The sequence below is a fragment of the Brenneria tiliae genome, assembly GCF_023347575.1.
In the GTDB taxonomy this organism is placed as follows: domain Bacteria; phylum Pseudomonadota; class Gammaproteobacteria; order Enterobacterales; family Enterobacteriaceae; genus Brenneria; species Brenneria corticis.
This window is the reverse complement of record NZ_JAKPCB010000092.1, coordinates 31698-49504: the sequence shown is the minus strand read 5'-3', so window position 1 is coordinate 49504 and position 17807 is coordinate 31698. Positions and strand designations below refer to the sequence as shown.

13 protein-coding genes and 1 tRNA gene are annotated in these 17807 nt (G+C 57.3%); 9 read left to right on the top strand and 5 right to left on the bottom strand.

The genetic code is table 11. The features are described from left to right. Positions 1-120 precede the first annotated feature (120 nt). Positions 121-2163, top strand: a complete 2043-nt coding sequence (gene prlC / locus MFP24_RS06390) for an oligopeptidase A (protein ID WP_249229805.1) — start codon at positions 121-123, stop codon at positions 2161-2163. Positions 2164-2176: 13 nt separating this feature from the next. Beyond that, positions 2177-2929, top strand: coding sequence for a 16S rRNA (guanine(1516)-N(2))-methyltransferase RsmJ (gene rsmJ, locus MFP24_RS06385; RefSeq protein WP_249229806.1), 753 nt, complete (start codon positions 2177-2179; stop codon positions 2927-2929). Between the two features lie 82 nt (positions 2930-3011). On the opposite strand, the gene MFP24_RS06380 is transcribed toward rsmJ, so the two are convergent. Both MFP24_RS06380 and uspA read right to left on the bottom strand, forming a co-directional pair. Continuing rightward, positions 3012-4325, bottom strand: a complete 1314-nt coding sequence (locus MFP24_RS06380) for an NAD(P)/FAD-dependent oxidoreductase (RefSeq protein ID WP_249229807.1) — start codon at positions 4323-4325, stop codon at positions 3012-3014. A gap of 98 nt (positions 4326-4423) precedes the next feature. After that, positions 4424-4861, bottom strand: coding sequence for a universal stress protein UspA (gene uspA / locus MFP24_RS06375; protein WP_136166686.1), 438 nt, complete (start codon positions 4859-4861; stop codon positions 4424-4426). Positions 4862-5417: 556 nt separating this feature from the next. Between uspA and uspB the strand changes: the two genes are divergently transcribed. Beyond that, entirely contained in the window at positions 5418-5753 is a 336-nt protein-coding gene (gene uspB / locus MFP24_RS06370; RefSeq protein WP_009115002.1) for a universal stress protein UspB, read from the top strand. An 85-nt stretch (positions 5754-5838) separates the two neighbouring features. On the opposite strand, the gene pitA is transcribed toward uspB, so the two are convergent. After that, the gene (pitA, locus tag MFP24_RS06365; protein WP_249229808.1) at positions 5839-7350 is read right to left on the bottom strand and encodes an inorganic phosphate transporter PitA; all 1512 of its coding nucleotides are present in this window, start codon (positions 7348-7350) and stop codon (positions 5839-5841) included. A gap of 280 nt (positions 7351-7630) precedes the next feature. Here pitA and MFP24_RS06360 point away from each other — a divergent pair, with 280 nt between their 5' ends. Further along, entirely contained in the window at positions 7631-8833 is a 1203-nt protein-coding gene (locus MFP24_RS06360; RefSeq protein WP_249229838.1) for a BaiN/RdsA family NAD(P)/FAD-dependent oxidoreductase, read from the top strand. 191 nt (positions 8834-9024) lie between these two features. After that, positions 9025-10620 (top strand): EAL domain-containing protein, encoded by a 1596-nt coding sequence (locus MFP24_RS06355; protein ID WP_249229809.1) that lies wholly within the window; start codon positions 9025-9027, stop codon positions 10618-10620. 87 nt (positions 10621-10707) lie between these two features. Here MFP24_RS06355 and MFP24_RS06350 read toward each other — a convergent pair. Continuing rightward, positions 10708-10784: transfer RNA gene (locus MFP24_RS06350), tRNA-Pro, on the bottom strand. A gap of 128 nt (positions 10785-10912) precedes the next feature. On the opposite strand from MFP24_RS06350, the gene uhpA reads away from it, so the two are divergent. From uhpA to uhpT, 4 genes are all read left to right on the top strand, one after another. Next, complete coding sequence (gene uhpA, locus MFP24_RS06345) at positions 10913-11503, top strand: response regulator transcription factor UhpA (RefSeq protein WP_249229810.1); 591 nt, start codon at positions 10913-10915, stop codon at positions 11501-11503. Beyond that, entirely contained in the window at positions 11503-13005 is a 1503-nt protein-coding gene (gene uhpB, locus MFP24_RS06340) for a signal transduction histidine-protein kinase/phosphatase UhpB (RefSeq protein WP_249229811.1), read from the top strand. Before uhpA ends, uhpB begins: the two co-directional genes overlap by 1 nt. 8 nt (positions 13006-13013) lie before the next feature. Continuing rightward, positions 13014-14351, top strand: a complete 1338-nt coding sequence (locus tag MFP24_RS06335; protein ID WP_249229812.1) for an MFS transporter — start codon at positions 13014-13016, stop codon at positions 14349-14351. Between the two features lie 140 nt (positions 14352-14491). Then, positions 14492-15883: a hexose-6-phosphate:phosphate antiporter UhpT gene (gene uhpT / locus MFP24_RS06330; RefSeq protein ID WP_249229813.1), complete on the top strand. Its 1392-nt coding sequence runs from the start codon at positions 14492-14494 to the stop codon at positions 15881-15883. Between the two features lie 168 nt (positions 15884-16051). Here the strand turns inward: uhpT and eptB are convergent, their stop codons facing one another. Beyond that, a complete protein-coding gene (eptB, locus tag MFP24_RS06325; RefSeq protein ID WP_249229814.1) occupies positions 16052-17731 on the bottom strand; it encodes a kdo(2)-lipid A phosphoethanolamine 7''-transferase in 1680 nt (559 codons plus the stop codon). Positions 17732-17807: the final 76 nt, after the last annotated feature.

The following is a 17807-nucleotide window of genomic DNA, read 5'->3' as shown; positions in this document are numbered from 1 at the left end:
ATCCGACTCACTCTCGTTGCCATTGATTTTAACGATAATTGACCTCATCTTAATGGTTAATCAGCCATTTATAGTAGCCTTATCGCCAATCGGGCTATCCACCATCATCAGGACTGCGCTATGACGAATCCATTACTGTCCCCGTTTACCCTGCCGCCTTTTTCCAAAATTAAAACCGAGGATATCGTTCCGGCGGTCAAATCCGCGCTGGAAACCTGCCGTGAGACCGTAGAGCGCGTGGTTGCACAGCCGGGTCCCTTTACCTGGGATAACCTTTGCCAGCCGCTGGCGGACAGCGACGATCGCCTCGGCCGCATTTTCTCGCCGATTAGCCATCTGAACGCGGTAAAAAACAGCCCGGAGCTGCGCGGCGCCTACGAGCAATGCCTGCCGCTGCTGTCCGAGTACAGCACCTGGGTCGGGCAGCACGCCGGGCTGTATCAGGCGTACCGCAGTCTGAAGGAGGGCGAGCATTACGCCGCCCTGAGCGTGGCGCAAAAGAAAGCCGTCGATAACGCGCTGCGCGATTTTGAACTGTCCGGCATCGGCCTGCCGCCCGAGAAGCAGAAACGCTATGGCGAAATCGCCGCACGCCTGTCCGAACTCGGCTCCCGCTACAGCAATAACGTGCTGGACGCCACCATGGGCTGGAGCAAGCTGATAACCGACGTCGCCGAGCTGGATGGCCTGCCGGAAAGCGCGCTGGCCGCAGCCAAAGCGCAGGCGGAAGCCAAAGAGCAGGACGGCTGGCTGCTGACGCTGGATATCCCCAGCTATCTCCCGGTGATGACCTATTGCTCCAACCAGACGCTGCGCGAGGAAATGTACCGCGCCTATGCCACCCGCGCCTCCGATCAGGGACCGAACGCCGGCAAATGGGACAACAGCGACATCATGGCGGAAGAGCTGGCGCTGCGTCATGAACTGGCGCAACTGCTGGGATTCGACAGCTATGCGCATAAATCCCTGGCCACCAAAATGGCGGAAAATCCCCAGCAGGTTATCAACTTCCTGTCCGATCTGGCCAAACGCGCGCGTCCCCAGGCGGAAGAAGAGCTGGCGCAGCTGCGCGCTTTCGCCCAAGAACATTACGGCGTCGAGGATTTACAGCCGTGGGATATCGCCTACTACAGCGAACAGCAGAAGCAGCATCTCTATTCCATCAGCGACGAGCAGCTTCGCCCCTACTTCCCGGAACAGCGGGTGGTCGAAGGGTTGTTCGAAGTGGTTAAGCGCATTTACGGCATCACCGCCAAAGAGCGCAAGGACGTGGACGTGTGGCACCCGGAGGTGCGTTTCTTCGATCTGTTCGACGAAAGCGGCGAGCTGCGCGGCAGCTTCTATCTCGATCTCTACGCCCGCGAACACAAACGCGGCGGCGCCTGGATGGACGACTGCGTCGGTAACCTGCGCAAAGGCGACGGCTCACTGCAAAAACCGGTGGCCTACCTGACCTGTAACTTCAACCGCCCGGTCAGCGGTAAACCGGCGCTGTTCACCCACAATGAAGTCACCACGCTGTTCCATGAGTTCGGCCACGGCCTGCACCATATGCTGACGCGGGTTGATACCGCGGGCGTCGCCGGCATCAGCGGCGTGCCGTGGGACGCCGTCGAGCTGCCGAGCCAGTTTATGGAAAACTGGTGCTGGGAGCCGGAAGCGCTGGCCTTTATTTCCGGCCATTATGAAACCGGCGCGCCGCTGCCGCGGGAACTGCTGGATAAAATGCTGGCGGCGAAAAATTATCAAGCGGCGCTGTTTATCCTGCGCCAGCTCGAATTCGGGCTGTTCGATTTCCGCCTGCATGCCGAATTCGACCCCGCCAAAGGCGCGCAGATTCTGCCGACGCTGGCGGAAATCAAAGCGCAGGTAGCCGTGGTGCCAAGTCCAAGCTGGGGACGCTTCCCGCACGCGTTCAGCCATGTCTTCGCCGGCGGTTACGCGGCGGGTTATTACAGCTATCTGTGGGCCGACGTGCTGGCGGCGGATGCCTATTCCCGTTTCCAGGAGGAAGGGATTTTCAACCGCGAAACCGGCCAGTCGTTCCTGGACAATATTCTGTCGCGCGGCGGGTCCGAAGAGCCGATGGAACTGTTCAAACGCTTCCGCGGCCGCGAACCGCAGCTGGATGCCATGCTGCACCACTACGGCATTAAAGGGTGAATGGCGGCAAAGGATGAAGATCTGCCTATTAACCGAGGAAGGCGCCGATAGCGGCGCCTTGACTTTGCTGGCCGAGCGCTGGGAATTGATCGCCGATCCCGGCGCCGTTATGGCGCTGGCGCTGACGCCGGAGCGGCTGGAACTGCGTAAACAGGACGAACCCCGCCTGGGGGCGATCTATGTCGATTTCGTCTCAGGGCGGATGGCGCACCGCCGCCGCTTCGGCGGCGGACGCGGCGAAGCGGTCGCCAAAGCGGTCGGCATCAAAAAGGATTACCTGCCCGACGTGGTCGACGCCACGGCGGGGCTGGGGCGCGATGCGTTCGTGCTGGCGTCGCTGGGATGCCGGGTGCGTATGGTGGAACGCAATCCCGTGGTGGCGGCGCTGTTGGATGACGGGCTGCGGCGCGGCTATCAGGATGCGGAGATCGGCCCGTGGCTGCGCGAGCGGCTGACGCTGCTGCACGCCTCCAGCCTGCAGGCGTTAGACGATATCTCTCCGCCGCCCGACGTGGTGTACCTCGACCCGATGTTTCCCCATCGGCAAAAAAGCGCGCTGGTGAAAAAAGAGATGCGGGTGTTTCAGTCGCTGGTAGGGACTGACGACGATGCCGATAAGCTGCTGGCGCCCGCGCGGCGGCTGGCCAAAAAACGCGTGGTGGTGAAACGGCCGGATTACGCCCCGCCGCTGGCGGGAGTGCCGGCGCAGTCCATGCTGGAAACCAAAAGCCACCGCTTCGATTTTTATCTGCCGCTGGAGCGGTAATCGCGCGGCGTTGCCGCGCTCACAGGTCACCAGGCGGTTTTTTATTGCCGTTGCCACAGCGCGCGCAAACAGAACAGAGCGATTACCTCTCGCTGCGCGCCCGCCATCTCTCTCTCGCCAGATAACCCCGCACCCCGATATCAAGAAACGGCCGCGGCGGTAAATAGCCGGCCTGCCCCAGCGACTGCATATCGCCAATCAGCGGATTATCCTCGCCCAACGCAAAATCGGCCAGGATACGCCCCGCGGCGGTCTGTTTCGACAGACCCGAGCCGTTGCAGCCGGCGGCGGCATACACATTGTCCGCCAGCTGTCCCCAGATCGGCGCGCCGTTTCGCGTAACGCTAATCAGGCCGGACCAGGTATGCGCCATCGCCACATCTTTCAACTGCGGGAATATCCGGGCGAATATCGCCGCGTGACGCCGCGCATGGCGCCCGGTTTCCAGCGCGTCGGTGGTCAGACCCGGCGTAAAGTTCACCTGCTCGCGGATCAGGAAACGGCGATCGCGCGTGTAGCGCAGCGTGGCGCCGGCCAGGGCATTGACCGGCGTAACGCCCCAGTCGGCCATATCGCCGATGCGCTGGAGCTGCTGCGCACTGAGCGGCTCGGTCAAGGTGGCGAAGGTCGCTATCGCGAATAGCCGCCCTTTAAACAGCGGCAGGCCGCGCGCCGCGCCGTTGATCGCCATCATCAGCCTGCGGGCGCGGATCTCGCCGTGCGGCGTTTCCACATGAATACGCGCGCCGGCGTCAATGCTCAGCGCCGGTGAGTTTGCGTAAACGGTAACGTTTTCCGGCAGGTACGCCACCAGTCCCTGCATCAACGCCGCGGGATTAAGCAGAATACAGTTCGGGGTGTAGACGGCCCGATGATAAAAATGGGTGCCGAGACGATGGGCAAGCTCGTCCTTCTCCACAACCTGATAGGCTTCGCCAAGATTAGTAAGCTCACGGACGTAGGCATCGATCAGCCCGTTGAATTTCGGGCTCACCGCGCAGTGATACTTTCCGGCGCTGCTCCAGTCGCAGTTGATCCCGTGGCGCTCCACCCGCTCTTGCAGATGGGCGACGCCAAATTGCAGCAGGCGGCGGTAAGCGGCCGCTTTTTCCAATTCGGCGGTCGAACTGCCGATGTTATGCGGCAGATCGATCACGAAACCGGAATTGCGCCCGGACGCGTTGTCCCCGATCTCACCCGCGTCCAGCAGTACGATATGTTCATCAGGACGCTGTTCGGCGAGCCGCTGGGCGAAGGCGGTACCGGCGTAGCCCGCGCCGATAATCAGCCAGTCCGCCGTGATTTTCCCCTGCTGCTGCGGATAATCCAGCTTATCGCCGATGATTGCCGACCAGCCATTAACACTCTGATCAAAAGGTAAGTGCTTAATTTTCATTATGATGTAAGCCTTAAACTGCTTGTCATACAACAAAAGGCACCGCCCGCGGGCCGTGCCTTTCGTCAGCAGAACAGGTCGCCGGACTGCGCTGATTTTTATTCGTCGTCGTCTTCCCGCAGCGGAACGATCAGCATATCGATATGAACCGTGTTGATCAACTGACGCGCGGAAGACATAAGCTTGCTCCAGAAATCCTGATGATGGCCGCAGAGCACCAAATCCATATCGTATTTCTTGATGGCATCCACCAGCACCTGCCCGAGATCGCCGCTGCCGCTCAATGTTTCGGTAATAGGGTAGCCGGCATTCTGAGAAAGCTCAGTCAACGCATTCTGCGTTTCTTCAGAGATCCGCTGCTGCATATCGCCCAGATTGACGTCGATAAGCCCGGTGTAGAGGTCGGAATAATTCACGTCGACATGAATTAAAGATACTTTTGCGTTATACGGCCTCGCCATGGAGACCGCCTTTTCCACTAACACTTTGCTTTCCGGAGAAAGGTCAACAGCAATAAGGATATGTTTGTAAGCCATAATAAGACTCCTTCCGTAAAGACTAATGATGGGTCAGCAGATTTTCTCCTGCCAATCTGATACTTAACAGCGGATTATATGATAGCACCCCGCGGCATTGTGGGTATGTTCAGCAGATCACAACGGCGCGCTTTAGCGAACGACCGCTGAAAACACCAGATTACGATGACCTAACATTTTGATTCTTTCATCAAAGATCCGTTTTCAATCCTGTCAACGTTATTGATAAGTGTAGTAGAAAGCGCTTATTTACGCGGTCAAATCACGCAGTTTCTTCTTCAATTCAGGCCATTACGCTAGAGAAAATCGTCTACTGCGCCGATTTTGCTGTATCTGTAGCAAAAAAGCAGCTTCCTCTTCTACAATAAAAGTGAGGGTGATCCATCCTCAAGGAAAGGAAATAACGACGGGGTTAACCGTGATGCATTTGGTCATCCGGGCGCATTATAAAATCACGTGAAAACGTGTGGCATAAATATTCGCAGCGGTGTCATTGGCAAAACCTGCACAGCCATTGCCACTGACGAATAGCACAATCGGGAACCGGGAGGGAAGCATGATCAGTACATTTGCGCTTTTCTGGGCTTTATGTGTTGTCTGCATCATCAATATGGCTCGATATTACTCCTCATTACGCGTATTGCTGCTGATATTACGCGACTGCGATCCGTTGCTTTATCAATACGTGGATGGGGGCGGTTTCTTCACATCACATGGTCAGCCAAGCAAACAAATCAGACTGGTGCGCTATATCTACGCCCAGCGCTATCTTGAGCATCACGATCCCGAGTTTGTGCGCCGCTGTGAGAGGGTGCGGGGTCAGTTTCTGCTCACCACGGCCCTGTGCGGACTGGTGGTTATCAGTTTGGTGGCGATGCTGATCTGGTATTGAAATAATGAACAGGCACTTAAAATAAAAAGGCGATCCGTTTAAGCATCGCCTTTTTTATATTTTATGACGGCAGAAAAACTTAGCGCTAAATAAGTTTTAATGCCAGCCAGTACAGGGTGCCGGACAGCAGCAGCGATACCGGCAGCGTCAGCACCCAGGCCAGCAGGATATTTTTCACCGTTTTACTCTGCACGCCGCCGCCATCGACGATCATCGTCCCGGCGACCGCCGAGGACAACACGTGAGTGGTGGAAACCGGCATCCCGGTATAACTGGCGACGCCAATCGACAGGGCCGCGGTGACCTGCGCCGAAACGCCCTGCGCATAGGTCATTCCTCTCTTGCCGATTTTCTCGCCAATGGTGGTCGCTACCCGTTTCCAGCCCACCATCGTACCCAGTGAAAGCGCGAGGGCGACGGCGATGATGATCCAAATCGGCGCGTACTCGATAGTCTGCAACAGGTCTTTACGCAGGTTGCTCAGATAGCGTTTGTCGTCGGACGGCGTTTCCGGCAGCTTGATAATCCGATCCATGGTATCGGCGATACACATCAGCAACCGGCGAACCTTGCCGCGATCGTCCGCATCCAGCTGCTCGTAGCTTTTCAGATTGCTCAACAGGCCCTGAGTCTGCTCGATGGCGATCATCACGCGGGAGCTATCGCAGTAGAACTCGACCGCGCCATTGTCATTTAGCGGAATGGTTTTTTCCGGTGACGGAATCAACGGCGGCGACAGATCGATAACATGCGCCAGCGCCGGACCGTGCTGCTGATAATATTCCTGCAGGTTGATAACGGAGTCGCGGGTACGGCTGATGTCATAGCCGGAAGCGTTCATATTGACGATAAACCCGGCGGGCGCCACGCCAATCAGCACCAGCATGATAAGACCGATGCCTTTCTGACCGTCATTCGCGCCGTGTGAAAAACTTACCCCGATGGCGGATAAAATCAGCGCGGTGCGCGTCCAGAACGGCGGTTTGCGTTTGCCGTCCTGCTTCTCGCGATCGCTCGGCGTGAGGTGTACGCGCTTGCGTTTTTTACTGTTGCTCCAGAAACGGCGCAACAAGAAGACCATCAGACCGGCGATAATCATCCCCACAATCGGCGATAAAATTAACGACAGGAAAATAGCGATCATCTTGGGAACATTGAGCGCATCCACCACGGAGGTATCGGTCAGCAGGGCATTGGTTAAACCGATACCGATGATGGCGCCGATCAAGGTGTGCGAACTTGAGGCCGGGAGCCCGAAATACCAGGTCCCGAGATTCCAGATAATGGCGGCCAGCAGCATGGAAAAGACCATCGCCAGACCGTGAGCCGAACTGACATTCAGCAATAAATCCGTGGGAAGCAGGTGGACAATGGCGTAAGCAACGCTCAAGCCCCCCAGCAGCACGCCGAAAAAGTTAAACACGCCCGCCATGACGACGGCGAACTGCGCGCGCATGGCGCGGGTATAAATAACGGTAGCGACGGCATTGGCTGTATCGTGGAAGCCATTGATGGCTTCATAAAACAATACAAACAACAGAGCCAGTATCAACATCAGGCCGGTGTAGTAATCCAGTCCGGCAAATAAATGTAGCATAAGCGTTAGGCCATTTAGTGGTCATGAACGCGGCGCATTATCTGCGACAAGCGGGGGCGGGGAAAAGGGAAATATGACTTTTTTTTGACTTAGGGGGTAATGAATTATGGCGATATATTCACTTAATATATAAAAATCAACAAATTATACATTTTTACCAAAACACGCAAATTGTTACGCTGGTATCCGGCGGAAACGGACACTACAATTTGCCGCCCGCAGGTTGCAGGCATTCATCTCGGGGCAGCGACGCCCAGGCCCCATAACCGGAGAGATCATGGTGGAACAGTTTGACGTTGTCATTATCGGCGCCGGCGCGGCGGGGTTGTTCTGTGCCGCGCAGGCGGGGCAGCGGGGATTGCGCGTTCTGCTGCTCGACAACGGCAAAAAGCCCGGGCGTAAAATTCTGATGTCCGGCGGCGGGCGCTGCAACTTTACCAATCTGTACGTCGAACCCGCGGCTTATCTGTCCCAAAATCCCCACTTCTGTAAATCCGCCCTGGCGCGCTATACCCAGTGGGACTTTATCAGCCTGGTGAATAGCCACCATATCGCCTATCACGAGAAAACCCTCGGCCAGCTGTTTTGCGATGACTCGGCCCAGCAGATCGTCGATATGCTGGTCAAGGAGTGCGAACAGGCCAACGTCACGATACGTTTGCGCAGTGAAGTAACTACGGTGGAAAAAACGGGCGATACTTTCATATTGCAATTGGCCAACGGCGCGGCGCTGCACAGCCCGGCGCTGGTGATTGCCAGCGGCGGCCTGTCCATGCCTGGCCTGGGAGCGACGCCGTTCGGTTATCAAATCGCCCGGCAGTTCGGGTTAAACGTCTTGCCGACGCGGGCCGCGCTGGTGCCTTTTACCCTGCATAAACCGTTGCTGGAACACCTGCAGACGCTATCCGGCGTCTCCGTACCGGCGGTGATAACCGCGGAAAATGGCGTGACGTTCCGGGAAAACATCCTGTTTACCCATCGGGGGCTTTCCGGTCCGGCGGTGCTTCAGCTCTCCAGCTATTGGCAGGCGGGCGAGTGGGTAACCATTAATTTGCTGCCCAATCAGGATGTGGCGGCGCTGATTAATGATGAACGGCTGGCTCATCCCAATCAAAGTCTGAAAAATACCCTGTCGCAATGGCTCCCCAAACGGCTGGTCGAATGTCTGCAAACGCTGGGGCAATTGCCGGATGTCACGCTGAAACAGCTGAACGCCGCCCGGCAATTACAAATCGAGAAAAACATCAGCCAATGGCGGGTACAGCCCAACGGCACGGAAGGCTACCGGACGGCGGAAGTCACGTTGGGCGGCGTGGATACCCGGGAGCTGTCGTCAAAAACCATGGAAGCCAATAAAGCGCCGGGACTCTATTTTATCGGGGAAGTGGTTGACGTCACCGGCTGGCTCGGCGGCTACAATTTTCAGTGGGCCTGGAGTTCGGCCTGGGCCTGCGCTCAGGCGCTCGGTTACAGCCCAAAATAGAAACTCATGGTTTTCCATATCCAATCGCCGCGGCCCTGGGAAAAACGCTTTCCACAGCAGTGACTTATTCCCATCACGTCAGAATTTAAACATAAAAAAAGCATTTTTGACTGGCTCCGCAGGTATGCTACCGTCGTCGGCTCACGTATCCTCATCCAAAGCATTAGATCCGCCCAAACAAGGAGATGTGGATGATTCCCGGACACGGAAAGTATAAAAGTCACTGGTCGCTATTGCTGGCAGCCGGTGCCTTACCGCTGCTGCTCGGATTACTGTTCACCTTTGTCGAATCCCGGGTGGTGGTTAAACGCAACCTCGAATCCACCGCATTAGTCGCCCTGCGTCACGCTGAAAACATCACCAGGCAAGCATGGCTCATGGTTGCTGAACTCGAGCGTTTTAGCGGTCTGCCGTGCAGAGATATCGGCGCCGAATTGCAGCGGCTTGGTTCGGTGTTTTCCTATTTTCGCGCCATCGGCCTCACCCGGGATACCAACGTCTACTGTTCGTCGACCTTCCGCCATACCTCGACGCTGATGGACAAGGTGATTCTGCAACCTTTGCCGTCTCCGCTGCCAAAACGATGGAGCCTGTCGATTGCAGGCTCGTCAAGCGTGAAAAGCCGCCCGGCGGTGATATTCACTCAAATGCCGCGCACCGGCAATGGCGCCTATGTCATGGTCGATGCGCAATATCTTATCGACCTGATGCTGGCCATCGGGGAGGCGTACGGCTATCAGTTAACGCTAACGGTAAATAATGGTCATCCCATTCAGGTCGGTCAGGCAATCACCCCCGCTTCCGGCCTATTTCCCACCGCCGAGTTAGCCGTCGAGTCTGCTGACTTTCCGATTTCCGTACGGGTGGCCGCGTCCGCTGAAGAGTCTATAAGAACTTGGAAACAAACGTTTTTTACCTTTCTTCCCATCTCCTTTATCCTGTCCCTGTTTTTTATCGTCGGCGTGTGGAACTGGCACAAGCGCAAGCTACTGTTTCGGGATGAAATCAGAAAAGGGATCGCGCACGATGAGTTCTCCGTCTATTACCAGCCGATCTACGATTCGGCGGCAAGACATTGCCTCGGCGTCGAAGCGCTGCTGCGCTGGCGACGTAACAACGGGGAATGGATTAGGCCGGACGTTTTTATCGCCGCCGCCGAGGCTGAAGGCATGATTATTCCCATTACCCGGCACCTGTTTAAGCTCGTCGCCGCGGATGCCGCCGGTTGGAAGGTAAGGCCGGGGTTCCACCTTGGGCTTAACGTCGCCGCGGAACATTTACAGCATCCGGATTTTGTCTCGGACGTCCGCAATTTCGCCGCCAGGGTGGCGCCTCATCAACTGAATATCACGCTGGAGCTAACGGAGCGCAGCCTTATCAGCACCGGTTCCGACGTCATACAGCGGCTGCACCAACTGCGCGACGATGGATTTCTGATCGCCATTGATGATTTCGGCACCGGCCATTGCTCGCTCTCCTACCTGCAAAACTTCCCGTTGGATTATCTGAAAATAGACCGGGGATTTATCAATACGATTTCGTCATTGGATGAGGAAGCCCCGATACTCGACGTCATCATCAATCTTAGCCAGCGGATGAAGCTCAAGATCGTGGCGGAAGGCGTGGAAACCGCCAAACAACTGGCTTACCTGAAACAGCGCGGCGTTATTCACATCCAGGGATTTCTTTACGCCAAACCCATGGACAGCGAATCTTTAACCGCCTGGCTTTATTACCGCGATAGCCAGCCGCTGGAAAGTTTTATCGATATTCAAAACGGGGAATAACCAACATAAAAAAACCCGCCAATCCAATAAGGATTGCGGGTTTCTTTGTATTTTCCGCTAGTAACGGGTACTAGCCGAATATGTTCTTGGTCGGTGAGAGAGGATTCGAACCTCCGACCCCTTCGTCCCGAACGAAGTGCGCTACCAGGCTGCGCCACTCACCGATGCGGGCGCATATTACTGCTACCCTATTAAGGCGTCAATCCCTTTTTGGAAAAAGGATTTACCAACGCTTGAACCGTACTACCGGTGGCGTTAAGGTACTCGCCCGTTATAACGCCTGGTTCCCCTGATGATCACTATCGCTCTTATTGACGATCACCTTATCGTCCGTTCCGGTTTCGCCCAACTGCTGGCGCTTGAGCCGGATATGCGGGTGGTCGGCGAATTTGGCTCCGGCCGCGAGGCGCTGGCCGGGCTGCCGGGGCGCGCGGTGCAAGTCTGCATATGCGATATCTCCATGCCGGATATTTCCGGTCTCGAACTCTTAAGCCTGCTGCCGAAAGGCATGGCGGTGGTGATGCTCTCGGTTCACGATAGCCCGGCGCTGATTGAACAAGCCCTGCACGCCGGCGCGCACGGATTTCTCTCCAAACGCTGCAGCCCCGATGAACTTATCGCCGCGGTGCGCACCGTGGCGACGGGCGGCTGCTACCTCACGCCGGACGTGGCGCTGAAACTGGCGTCCTCCAGGCAGGATCCGCTGACCCGCCGCGAACGCCAGGTAGCGGAGAAGCTCGCTCAGGGGTTGGCGGTAAAAGAGATTGCCGCCGAACTGGGTCTATCGCCGAAAACGGTACACGTTCACCGCGCCAACCTGATGGAAAAACTCGGCATCAGCAATGACGTCGAGCTGGCCCGTCATCTTTTTGCCGGCTGGTAATGCGTCCGTTACTCACCCGGCTAATCACCGTTGTCGCCAGCCTGTTTATCTTTTGCGCCGCGTGGTTCTGCCTGTGGGGCATCAGCCTGCATCTGGTGGAACGTCCCGACCTGGCGGCGTTGCTGTTCCCGTTTGGTTTACGCCTGGGATTGATGTTGCAATGCCCGCGCGGCTACTGGCCGGTACTGCTTGCCGGTGAAGGATGCCTGTTGATGTGGCTGTCGCAGCAGGTGGCCCTGCTTCACCTGCCGTTATTGATGATCGGGAGTCTGCTGTCGCTGCTGCCCGTCGCGCTGGTCAGCCGCCGGCGACGCCGGAATGACTGGCATAACCTGTTGCTGCAGGGCGGCGCGCTGATCGCCGCCGCGCTGTTGCAATCGCTGCCCTGGATCGGCGACGGAGAAAACGCGCTTACCGTACTGCTATTGACCCTGACCGGCGGACTGACGCTGGCGCCCACCTGTCTGGTTATCTGGCACTACCTCACCAGCGCCACCTGGCTGCCGCTCGGACCGGCGCTGGTTTCACAGCCGATCAACTGGCGCACCCGGCATCTGCTCTGGTATCTGCTGCTGTTCGTCGTCAGCCTGTGGCTACAGTTGGGGCTGCCGAACGAGCTGGCGCGCTTTACGCCGTTTTGCCTGGCGCTGCCGATTATCGCCCTCGCCTGGCATTACGGCTGGCAGGGCGCGCTTATCGCCACGCTGATGAACGCCATCGCCCTGATCGCCAGCCAGACCTGGCACGACCATCCGGTGGATTTGCTGCTCTCATTGCTGGCCCAGAGCCTGACGGGACTGCTGCTGGGGGCGGGAATTCAGCGCTTAAGGGAGCTTAACCTGTCGCTGCAAAACCAGCTGGCCCGCAACCACCGCCTCGCCGAACGGCTGCTGGAAACCGAAGAGAGCGTGCGGCGGGAAGTGGCGCGCGAACTGCACGACGATATCGGCCAGACCATTACCGCGATTCGCACCCAGGCCGGCATTGTGCAACGCCTGGCGCCGGAAAATAGCGGCGTGAGGCAGAGCGGCGCGTTGATTGAAACGCTCTCTCTCGGCGTTTACGACTCGGTACGCCGTCTGCTGGGCCGCCTGCGGCCGCGCCAGCTGGACGATCTTTCCCTGGAGCAGGCGATGCGTTCGCTGCTGCGCGAGATGGAACTGGAAGCGCGCGGCATCGTCAGCCGGCTTAGCTGGCAAATCGACGAGTCCCTGCTTAGCGAAAGCCAGCGCGTCACGCTGTTTCGCGTCTGTCAGGAAGGGCTGAACAACATCGTCAAACACGCCAATGCCAGCACGGTAACGCTGCACTGCGAGCGTCAGGACAACCAGCTGCTGCTGGTGATTGAAGACGACGGCTGCGGCCTGCCGCCGAACGCCGGGCGATCGGGTCTGGGTCTGACCGGCATGCGCGAACGGATCGCCGCCCTCGGCGGAAGGTTGACTATTTCCTGCACCCGCGGAACGCGGGTCGCCGTCAGTCTGCCGCTGCGTCAGCAATAAGGAGCGTCATGTTTGGTTTTCTGAAAATCCCCTCAGCCATCGCGCCGCTCACCGATCGGCAAGCGATTGACGCAACCTACCGCTACTGGCGGCGGCATATTCTTATCTCCATCTATCTGGGCTATGCGCTGTTTTACTTTACGCGCAAAAGTTTCAACGCCGCGGTGCCGGATATTCTCGCTAACGGCATTCTGACGCGCTCCGATATCGGCCTGCTCGCCACCCTGTTTTACGTGACCTACGGACTGTCGAAATTCTTTTCCGGCATCGTCAGCGACCAGTCCAACGCCCGCTACTTTATGGGGCTGGGGCTGATTGCCAGCGGGGTGGTGAACATCCTGTTCGGCTTTTCATCGTCGCTGTGGGTATTTGCCCTGCTGTGGGTGGCGAATGCGTTCTTCCAGGGCTGGGGTTCGCCGGTATGCGCGCGTTTACTCACCGCCTGGTATTCGCGTACCGAACGCGGCGGCTGGTGGGCGCTGTGGAACACCGCGCATAACATGGGCGGCGCCCTGATCCCGATGGTGGTGGGCGCGGCGGCGCTGCACTGCGGCTGGCGCGCCGGGCTGATTATCGCCGGAACGCTGGCGATTCTGGCCGGGCTGTTTTTGTGCTGGCGCCTGCGCGATCGCCCGCAAACCCTGGGGCTGCCCAGCGTGGGGGAGTGGCGGCGGGACGCGCTGGAAATCGCGCAGCAGCATGAGGGCGCCGGGCTGTCGCGCCGGGAAATTCTGCATAAGTATGTGCTCGCCAACCCTTATATCTGGCTGCTGGCGCTCTGCTATGTGCTGGTTTACCTGGTGCGGGCCGCCGTCAACGACTGGGGCAATCTGTATATGTCCGAGACGCTCGGCGTGGATCTGGTCGTCGCCAACTCGGCGGTCACCATGTTCGAGCTGGGCGGATTTATCGGCGCGCTGGTCGCCGGCTGGGGATCGGACAAACTGTTCAACGGCAACCGCGGGCCGATGAACCTGATCTTCGCCGCCGGCATCCTGCTGTCCGTCGGCTCGCTGTGGCTGATGCCGTTCGCCAGCTATGTCATGCAGGCGGCCTGCTTTTTCACCATCGGCTTTTTTGTCTTCGGCCCGCAGATGTTGATCGGTATGGCGGCGGCGGAGTGCTCGCACAAAGAGGCGGCGGGCGCAGCGACCGGCTTCGTCGGACTGTTTGCCTATCTGGGGGCGTCGCTTTCCGGTTGGCCGCTGGCGCAAATTATGGATATCTGGCACTGGACCGGTTTCTTTGCGGTCATTGCCGTCGCGGCGGGCGTCTCCGCGCTGCTGCTGCCGTTTTTAAACGCTCAGGCGCCGCGCCGCGAAGCAAAAATGCCGGCAGAAGCGTGACCTGCCTCACTCTTTTTCCGCTAAAGGGCCAAAACCGGGAAAATTTCCTAGTTTTTACTGGATGATCTCTTAAGCCAGCGGCGACCGCCTCTTCTTACAATGCAGCCACTTCCAGCGTTTGCGCAGTAGAGGAGACAACCATGCTGGCCTTTCTTAATCAGGTACGTAAGCCGACCCTGAACCTGCCGCTCGAAGCGCGGCGCAAAATGTGGTTCAAACCCTTTATGCAGTCCTATCTGGTGGTCTTTATCGGCTACCTGACCATGTACCTGATCCGCAAGAACTTTAACATCGCCCAGAATGACATGATCGCCACCTACGGTTTGAGCATGACGCAACTGGGGATGATCGGCCTGGGCTTCTCCATCACCTACGGCGTGGGGAAAACGCTGGTTTCCTACTATGCGGATGGCAAAAACACCAAGCAGTTCCTGCCGTTTATGCTGATCCTCTCCAGTATCTGTATGCTCGGCTTCAGCGCCAGCATGGGTTCCGGCTCCGTCAGCCTGTTTCTGATGATCGCCTTCTACGCGCTGAGCGGGTTCTTCCAGAGCACCGGCGGGTCGTGCAGCTATTCCACCATCACCAAATGGACGCCGCGCCGTAAACGCGGAACCTATCTCGGCCTGTGGAACATCTCCCATAACCTGGGCGGCGCCGGCGCGGCGGGCGTGGCGCTGTTCGGCGCCAACTATCTGTTCGACGGCCACGTGATCGGCATGTTTATCGTACCGTCCGTTATCGCGCTGATTGTCGGCTTTATCGGTCTGCGCTACGGCAGCGACTCGCCGGAAGCCTACGGTCTGGGGAAAGCGGAAGAGCTGTTTGGCGAAGAGATCAGCGATGAGGACAAAGAGACGGAAGACAGCTCGATGACCAAATGGCAGATCTTCGTCGAGTACGTGCTGAAGAACAAAGTTATCTGGCTGCTGTGTTTCTCCAACGTATTCCTTTACGTGGTGCGTATCGGTATCGACCAATGGTCCACGGTATACGCCTTCCAGGAGCTGAAGCTGTCAAAAGAAGTCGCGATTCAGGGCTTTACCCTGTTTGAGGCCGGCGCGTTGGTCGGTACGCTGCTGTGGGGCTACCTCTCCGACCTGGCCAACGGCCGCCGCGCCCTGGTGGCCTGTATCGCGCTGGCGCTGATTATCGTCACCCTCGGCGTCTACCAGCATGCCGGCAGTTCGTTCGTTTACCTCGCTTCGCTGTTTGCGCTGGGTTTCCTGGTGTTTGGTCCGCAGCTGCTGATTGGCGTGGCCGCCGTGGGCTTCGTGCCGAAAAAAGCCATCGGCGCCGCCGACGGCATTAAAGGCACCTTTGCCTACCTGATTGGCGATAGCTTCGCCAAACTGGGCCTGGGGATGATTGCCGACGGTACGCCGATCTTCGGCCTGACCGGCTGGGCCGGCACCTTCGCCGCGCTGGATACCGCCGCCATCTGCTGTATCTGCCTGATGGCCGTCGTTGCGGTGCTGGAAGAGCGTAAAATCCGCCGCGAAAAACAGGCTCGTCGCCAAAAAACAGCCTAACCCGTGCCCGCAGGTCCCCGCCTTCGCGAGGAGGCATCTCAGCAACGCCGAACCGCCAGCGCAAGCAGATCCCCGCCTGGTTCCGCGGGGATGACGGCGGTGACTGCCGCAGGGGATGACCGCTGGTGGTATTCGCAGGAACGACGGCCTCTCTGTGCGTGATTCTGGTTAACTTCCCGCTTTGTGGCACCAGTTATTTTTCGGATTGATGCCGCCGTCCGGCGAGGTATAGCCAATACATCCCAGAATGGTGTCGAACAGCTCTTCGTGTCGGTGCGTTTTACCTATCCGCTGTTGGGCCTTGAGCCGATCGAAGGCGTTAAGGTTATCGGAGTCGGCCAGGAACTTATCCGACGCCCAGACTATCATCGGCGATCGGAACTGCTCCGGCGGCGCCATATGGCGCGGCGTACCGTGCAGGTGATGATTATCATCGATGGATTCGCCATGGTCGGAGGCATAAAAGACCAGCGCTTTTTTATCCCGCACCTGATTAATCACGTTATCGATAAAGCTGTCGGTATACAGCACGCTGTTATCAAACGCATTAATCAGCTGCTCGCGGGAACAGGAGGCGTCCACCCCCATGCATTCCGGCTGATAGCGGGCATAGCTGCGGGGATAACGCATCGAATAGAGATAATGGGACCCTTTGGTATGCAGCACAATCAGATGCTTGCCGCGCGGGTAACGCTCCAGCGATTCCTTAACCTCATCCACCAGCAGCATATCGTCCACCGACTTGCCGTCGTTGCTTTTTTCCGACGCAATCATTTCGCGGAAAGAGTAGTTATCAGCTTCAATACTGTTATAGAACCAAACCTCGCTCTGCATCGCGAACAGCTCGGACGTAAACCCCAGCTCCTTGAGTACCGCAAAGATATTTTGCTCTTTCAGCGTACGCTGAGGGTTATCCTCCGTACCGCCTTCGCGCACAAACATGCAGCGCATGGAAAGCTTGGTCGAGGTGTCGCAGGAGTGACCGCGGAAAGCGACCAGATTTTTTTCTTTCGACAGTCTGGGCGTGGTATCGCGCTCATACCCCAACAGCCCCATATGATCCCAACGGGTGGTTTCACCGATGATAAAGACCACGTAGGTGTCATCAATCCCTTTGGGCGGGATATAGGTAAAGTGCTTGCCGGGATCGAACAGATTCGTCGAGTCCAGGCTTTCGTCATATTTGGTGTAGGCGAACAGCCCCAGCGCGGAAAGCCAGTTTGACGGCAGGTAGGAGTGCGCCACCACGCCGCCATAGCTGGGTAAGTCAACGTTGGAAAATTTTTCAGAGACCGACTGGGCCCGGTCCATATAGCGGATCGGCAACCACACCAGCGCGACGACGGCCAGTAAAATCAGCACCGGCGCCAGGCGTTTTCCCGGCGATTTCAGCTGTTCAATCAAGGTATGGCGTAATTCGTTTTTCCAAATCAGCAACAGGGGCAATGCGCTGACCGCCAGCATCCACAGAATAAAATGCAGACCGATAACCTCTTTGGAAAGATCAATATCTGTGGTCATAACGGCGGCAATAATACCGTAGCCGATAACCACATTGTAAAAGCTCATGTAATAACTGGCGGCGACCGAAATAAGGACCAGCAGCGAGGCGACGATGCGATAAAAATGGCGCCCGCCCAGCGAAATAATGCGCATAAGAAAAAAGGTGAACAATATACAGGCCGCCAGTTCAATCATCGCCGGGAGAAATTTGGATATTTGCGTGCCGGTGACGATGGAAAAAGAATCAAACCGCCGATAAAAGACCGAAAGATTAAGGAAAAAACCGATATATATTGCAAGGACTAACGATAACTTAGGCTGTGAAAACGTGGGACCAAACTTCATCGCGTCAAATGCTCCGACAAAACTTATTTATTATCTGAAGCTGTAGGACAACGGCATAATGGGGGAGTTCATTACC

Coding starts and splice junctions, on each gene's coding strand:
- prlC (WP_249229805.1), top strand. CDS start 121: ATGACGAATCCATTACTGTCCCCGTTTACCCTGCCGCCTTTTTCCAAA.
- rsmJ (WP_249229806.1), top strand. CDS start 2,177: ATGAAGATCTGCCTATTAACCGAGGAAGGCGCCGATAGCGGCGCCTTG.
- MFP24_RS06380 (WP_249229807.1), bottom strand. CDS start 4,325: ATGAAAATTAAGCACTTACCTTTTGATCAGAGTGTTAATGGCTGGTCG.
- uspA (WP_136166686.1), bottom strand. CDS start 4,861: ATGGCTTACAAACATATCCTTATTGCTGTTGACCTTTCTCCGGAAAGC.
- uspB (WP_009115002.1), top strand. CDS start 5,418: ATGATCAGTACATTTGCGCTTTTCTGGGCTTTATGTGTTGTCTGCATC.
- pitA (WP_249229808.1), bottom strand. CDS start 7,350: ATGCTACATTTATTTGCCGGACTGGATTACTACACCGGCCTGATGTTG.
- MFP24_RS06355 (WP_249229809.1), top strand. CDS start 9,025: ATGATTCCCGGACACGGAAAGTATAAAAGTCACTGGTCGCTATTGCTG.
- uhpA (WP_249229810.1), top strand. CDS start 10,913: ATGATCACTATCGCTCTTATTGACGATCACCTTATCGTCCGTTCCGGT.
- uhpB (WP_249229811.1), top strand. CDS start 11,503: ATGCGTCCGTTACTCACCCGGCTAATCACCGTTGTCGCCAGCCTGTTT.
- MFP24_RS06335 (WP_249229812.1), top strand. CDS start 13,014: ATGTTTGGTTTTCTGAAAATCCCCTCAGCCATCGCGCCGCTCACCGAT.
- uhpT (WP_249229813.1), top strand. CDS start 14,492: ATGCTGGCCTTTCTTAATCAGGTACGTAAGCCGACCCTGAACCTGCCG.
- eptB (WP_249229814.1), bottom strand. CDS start 17,731: ATGAAGTTTGGTCCCACGTTTTCACAGCCTAAGTTATCGTTAGTCCTT.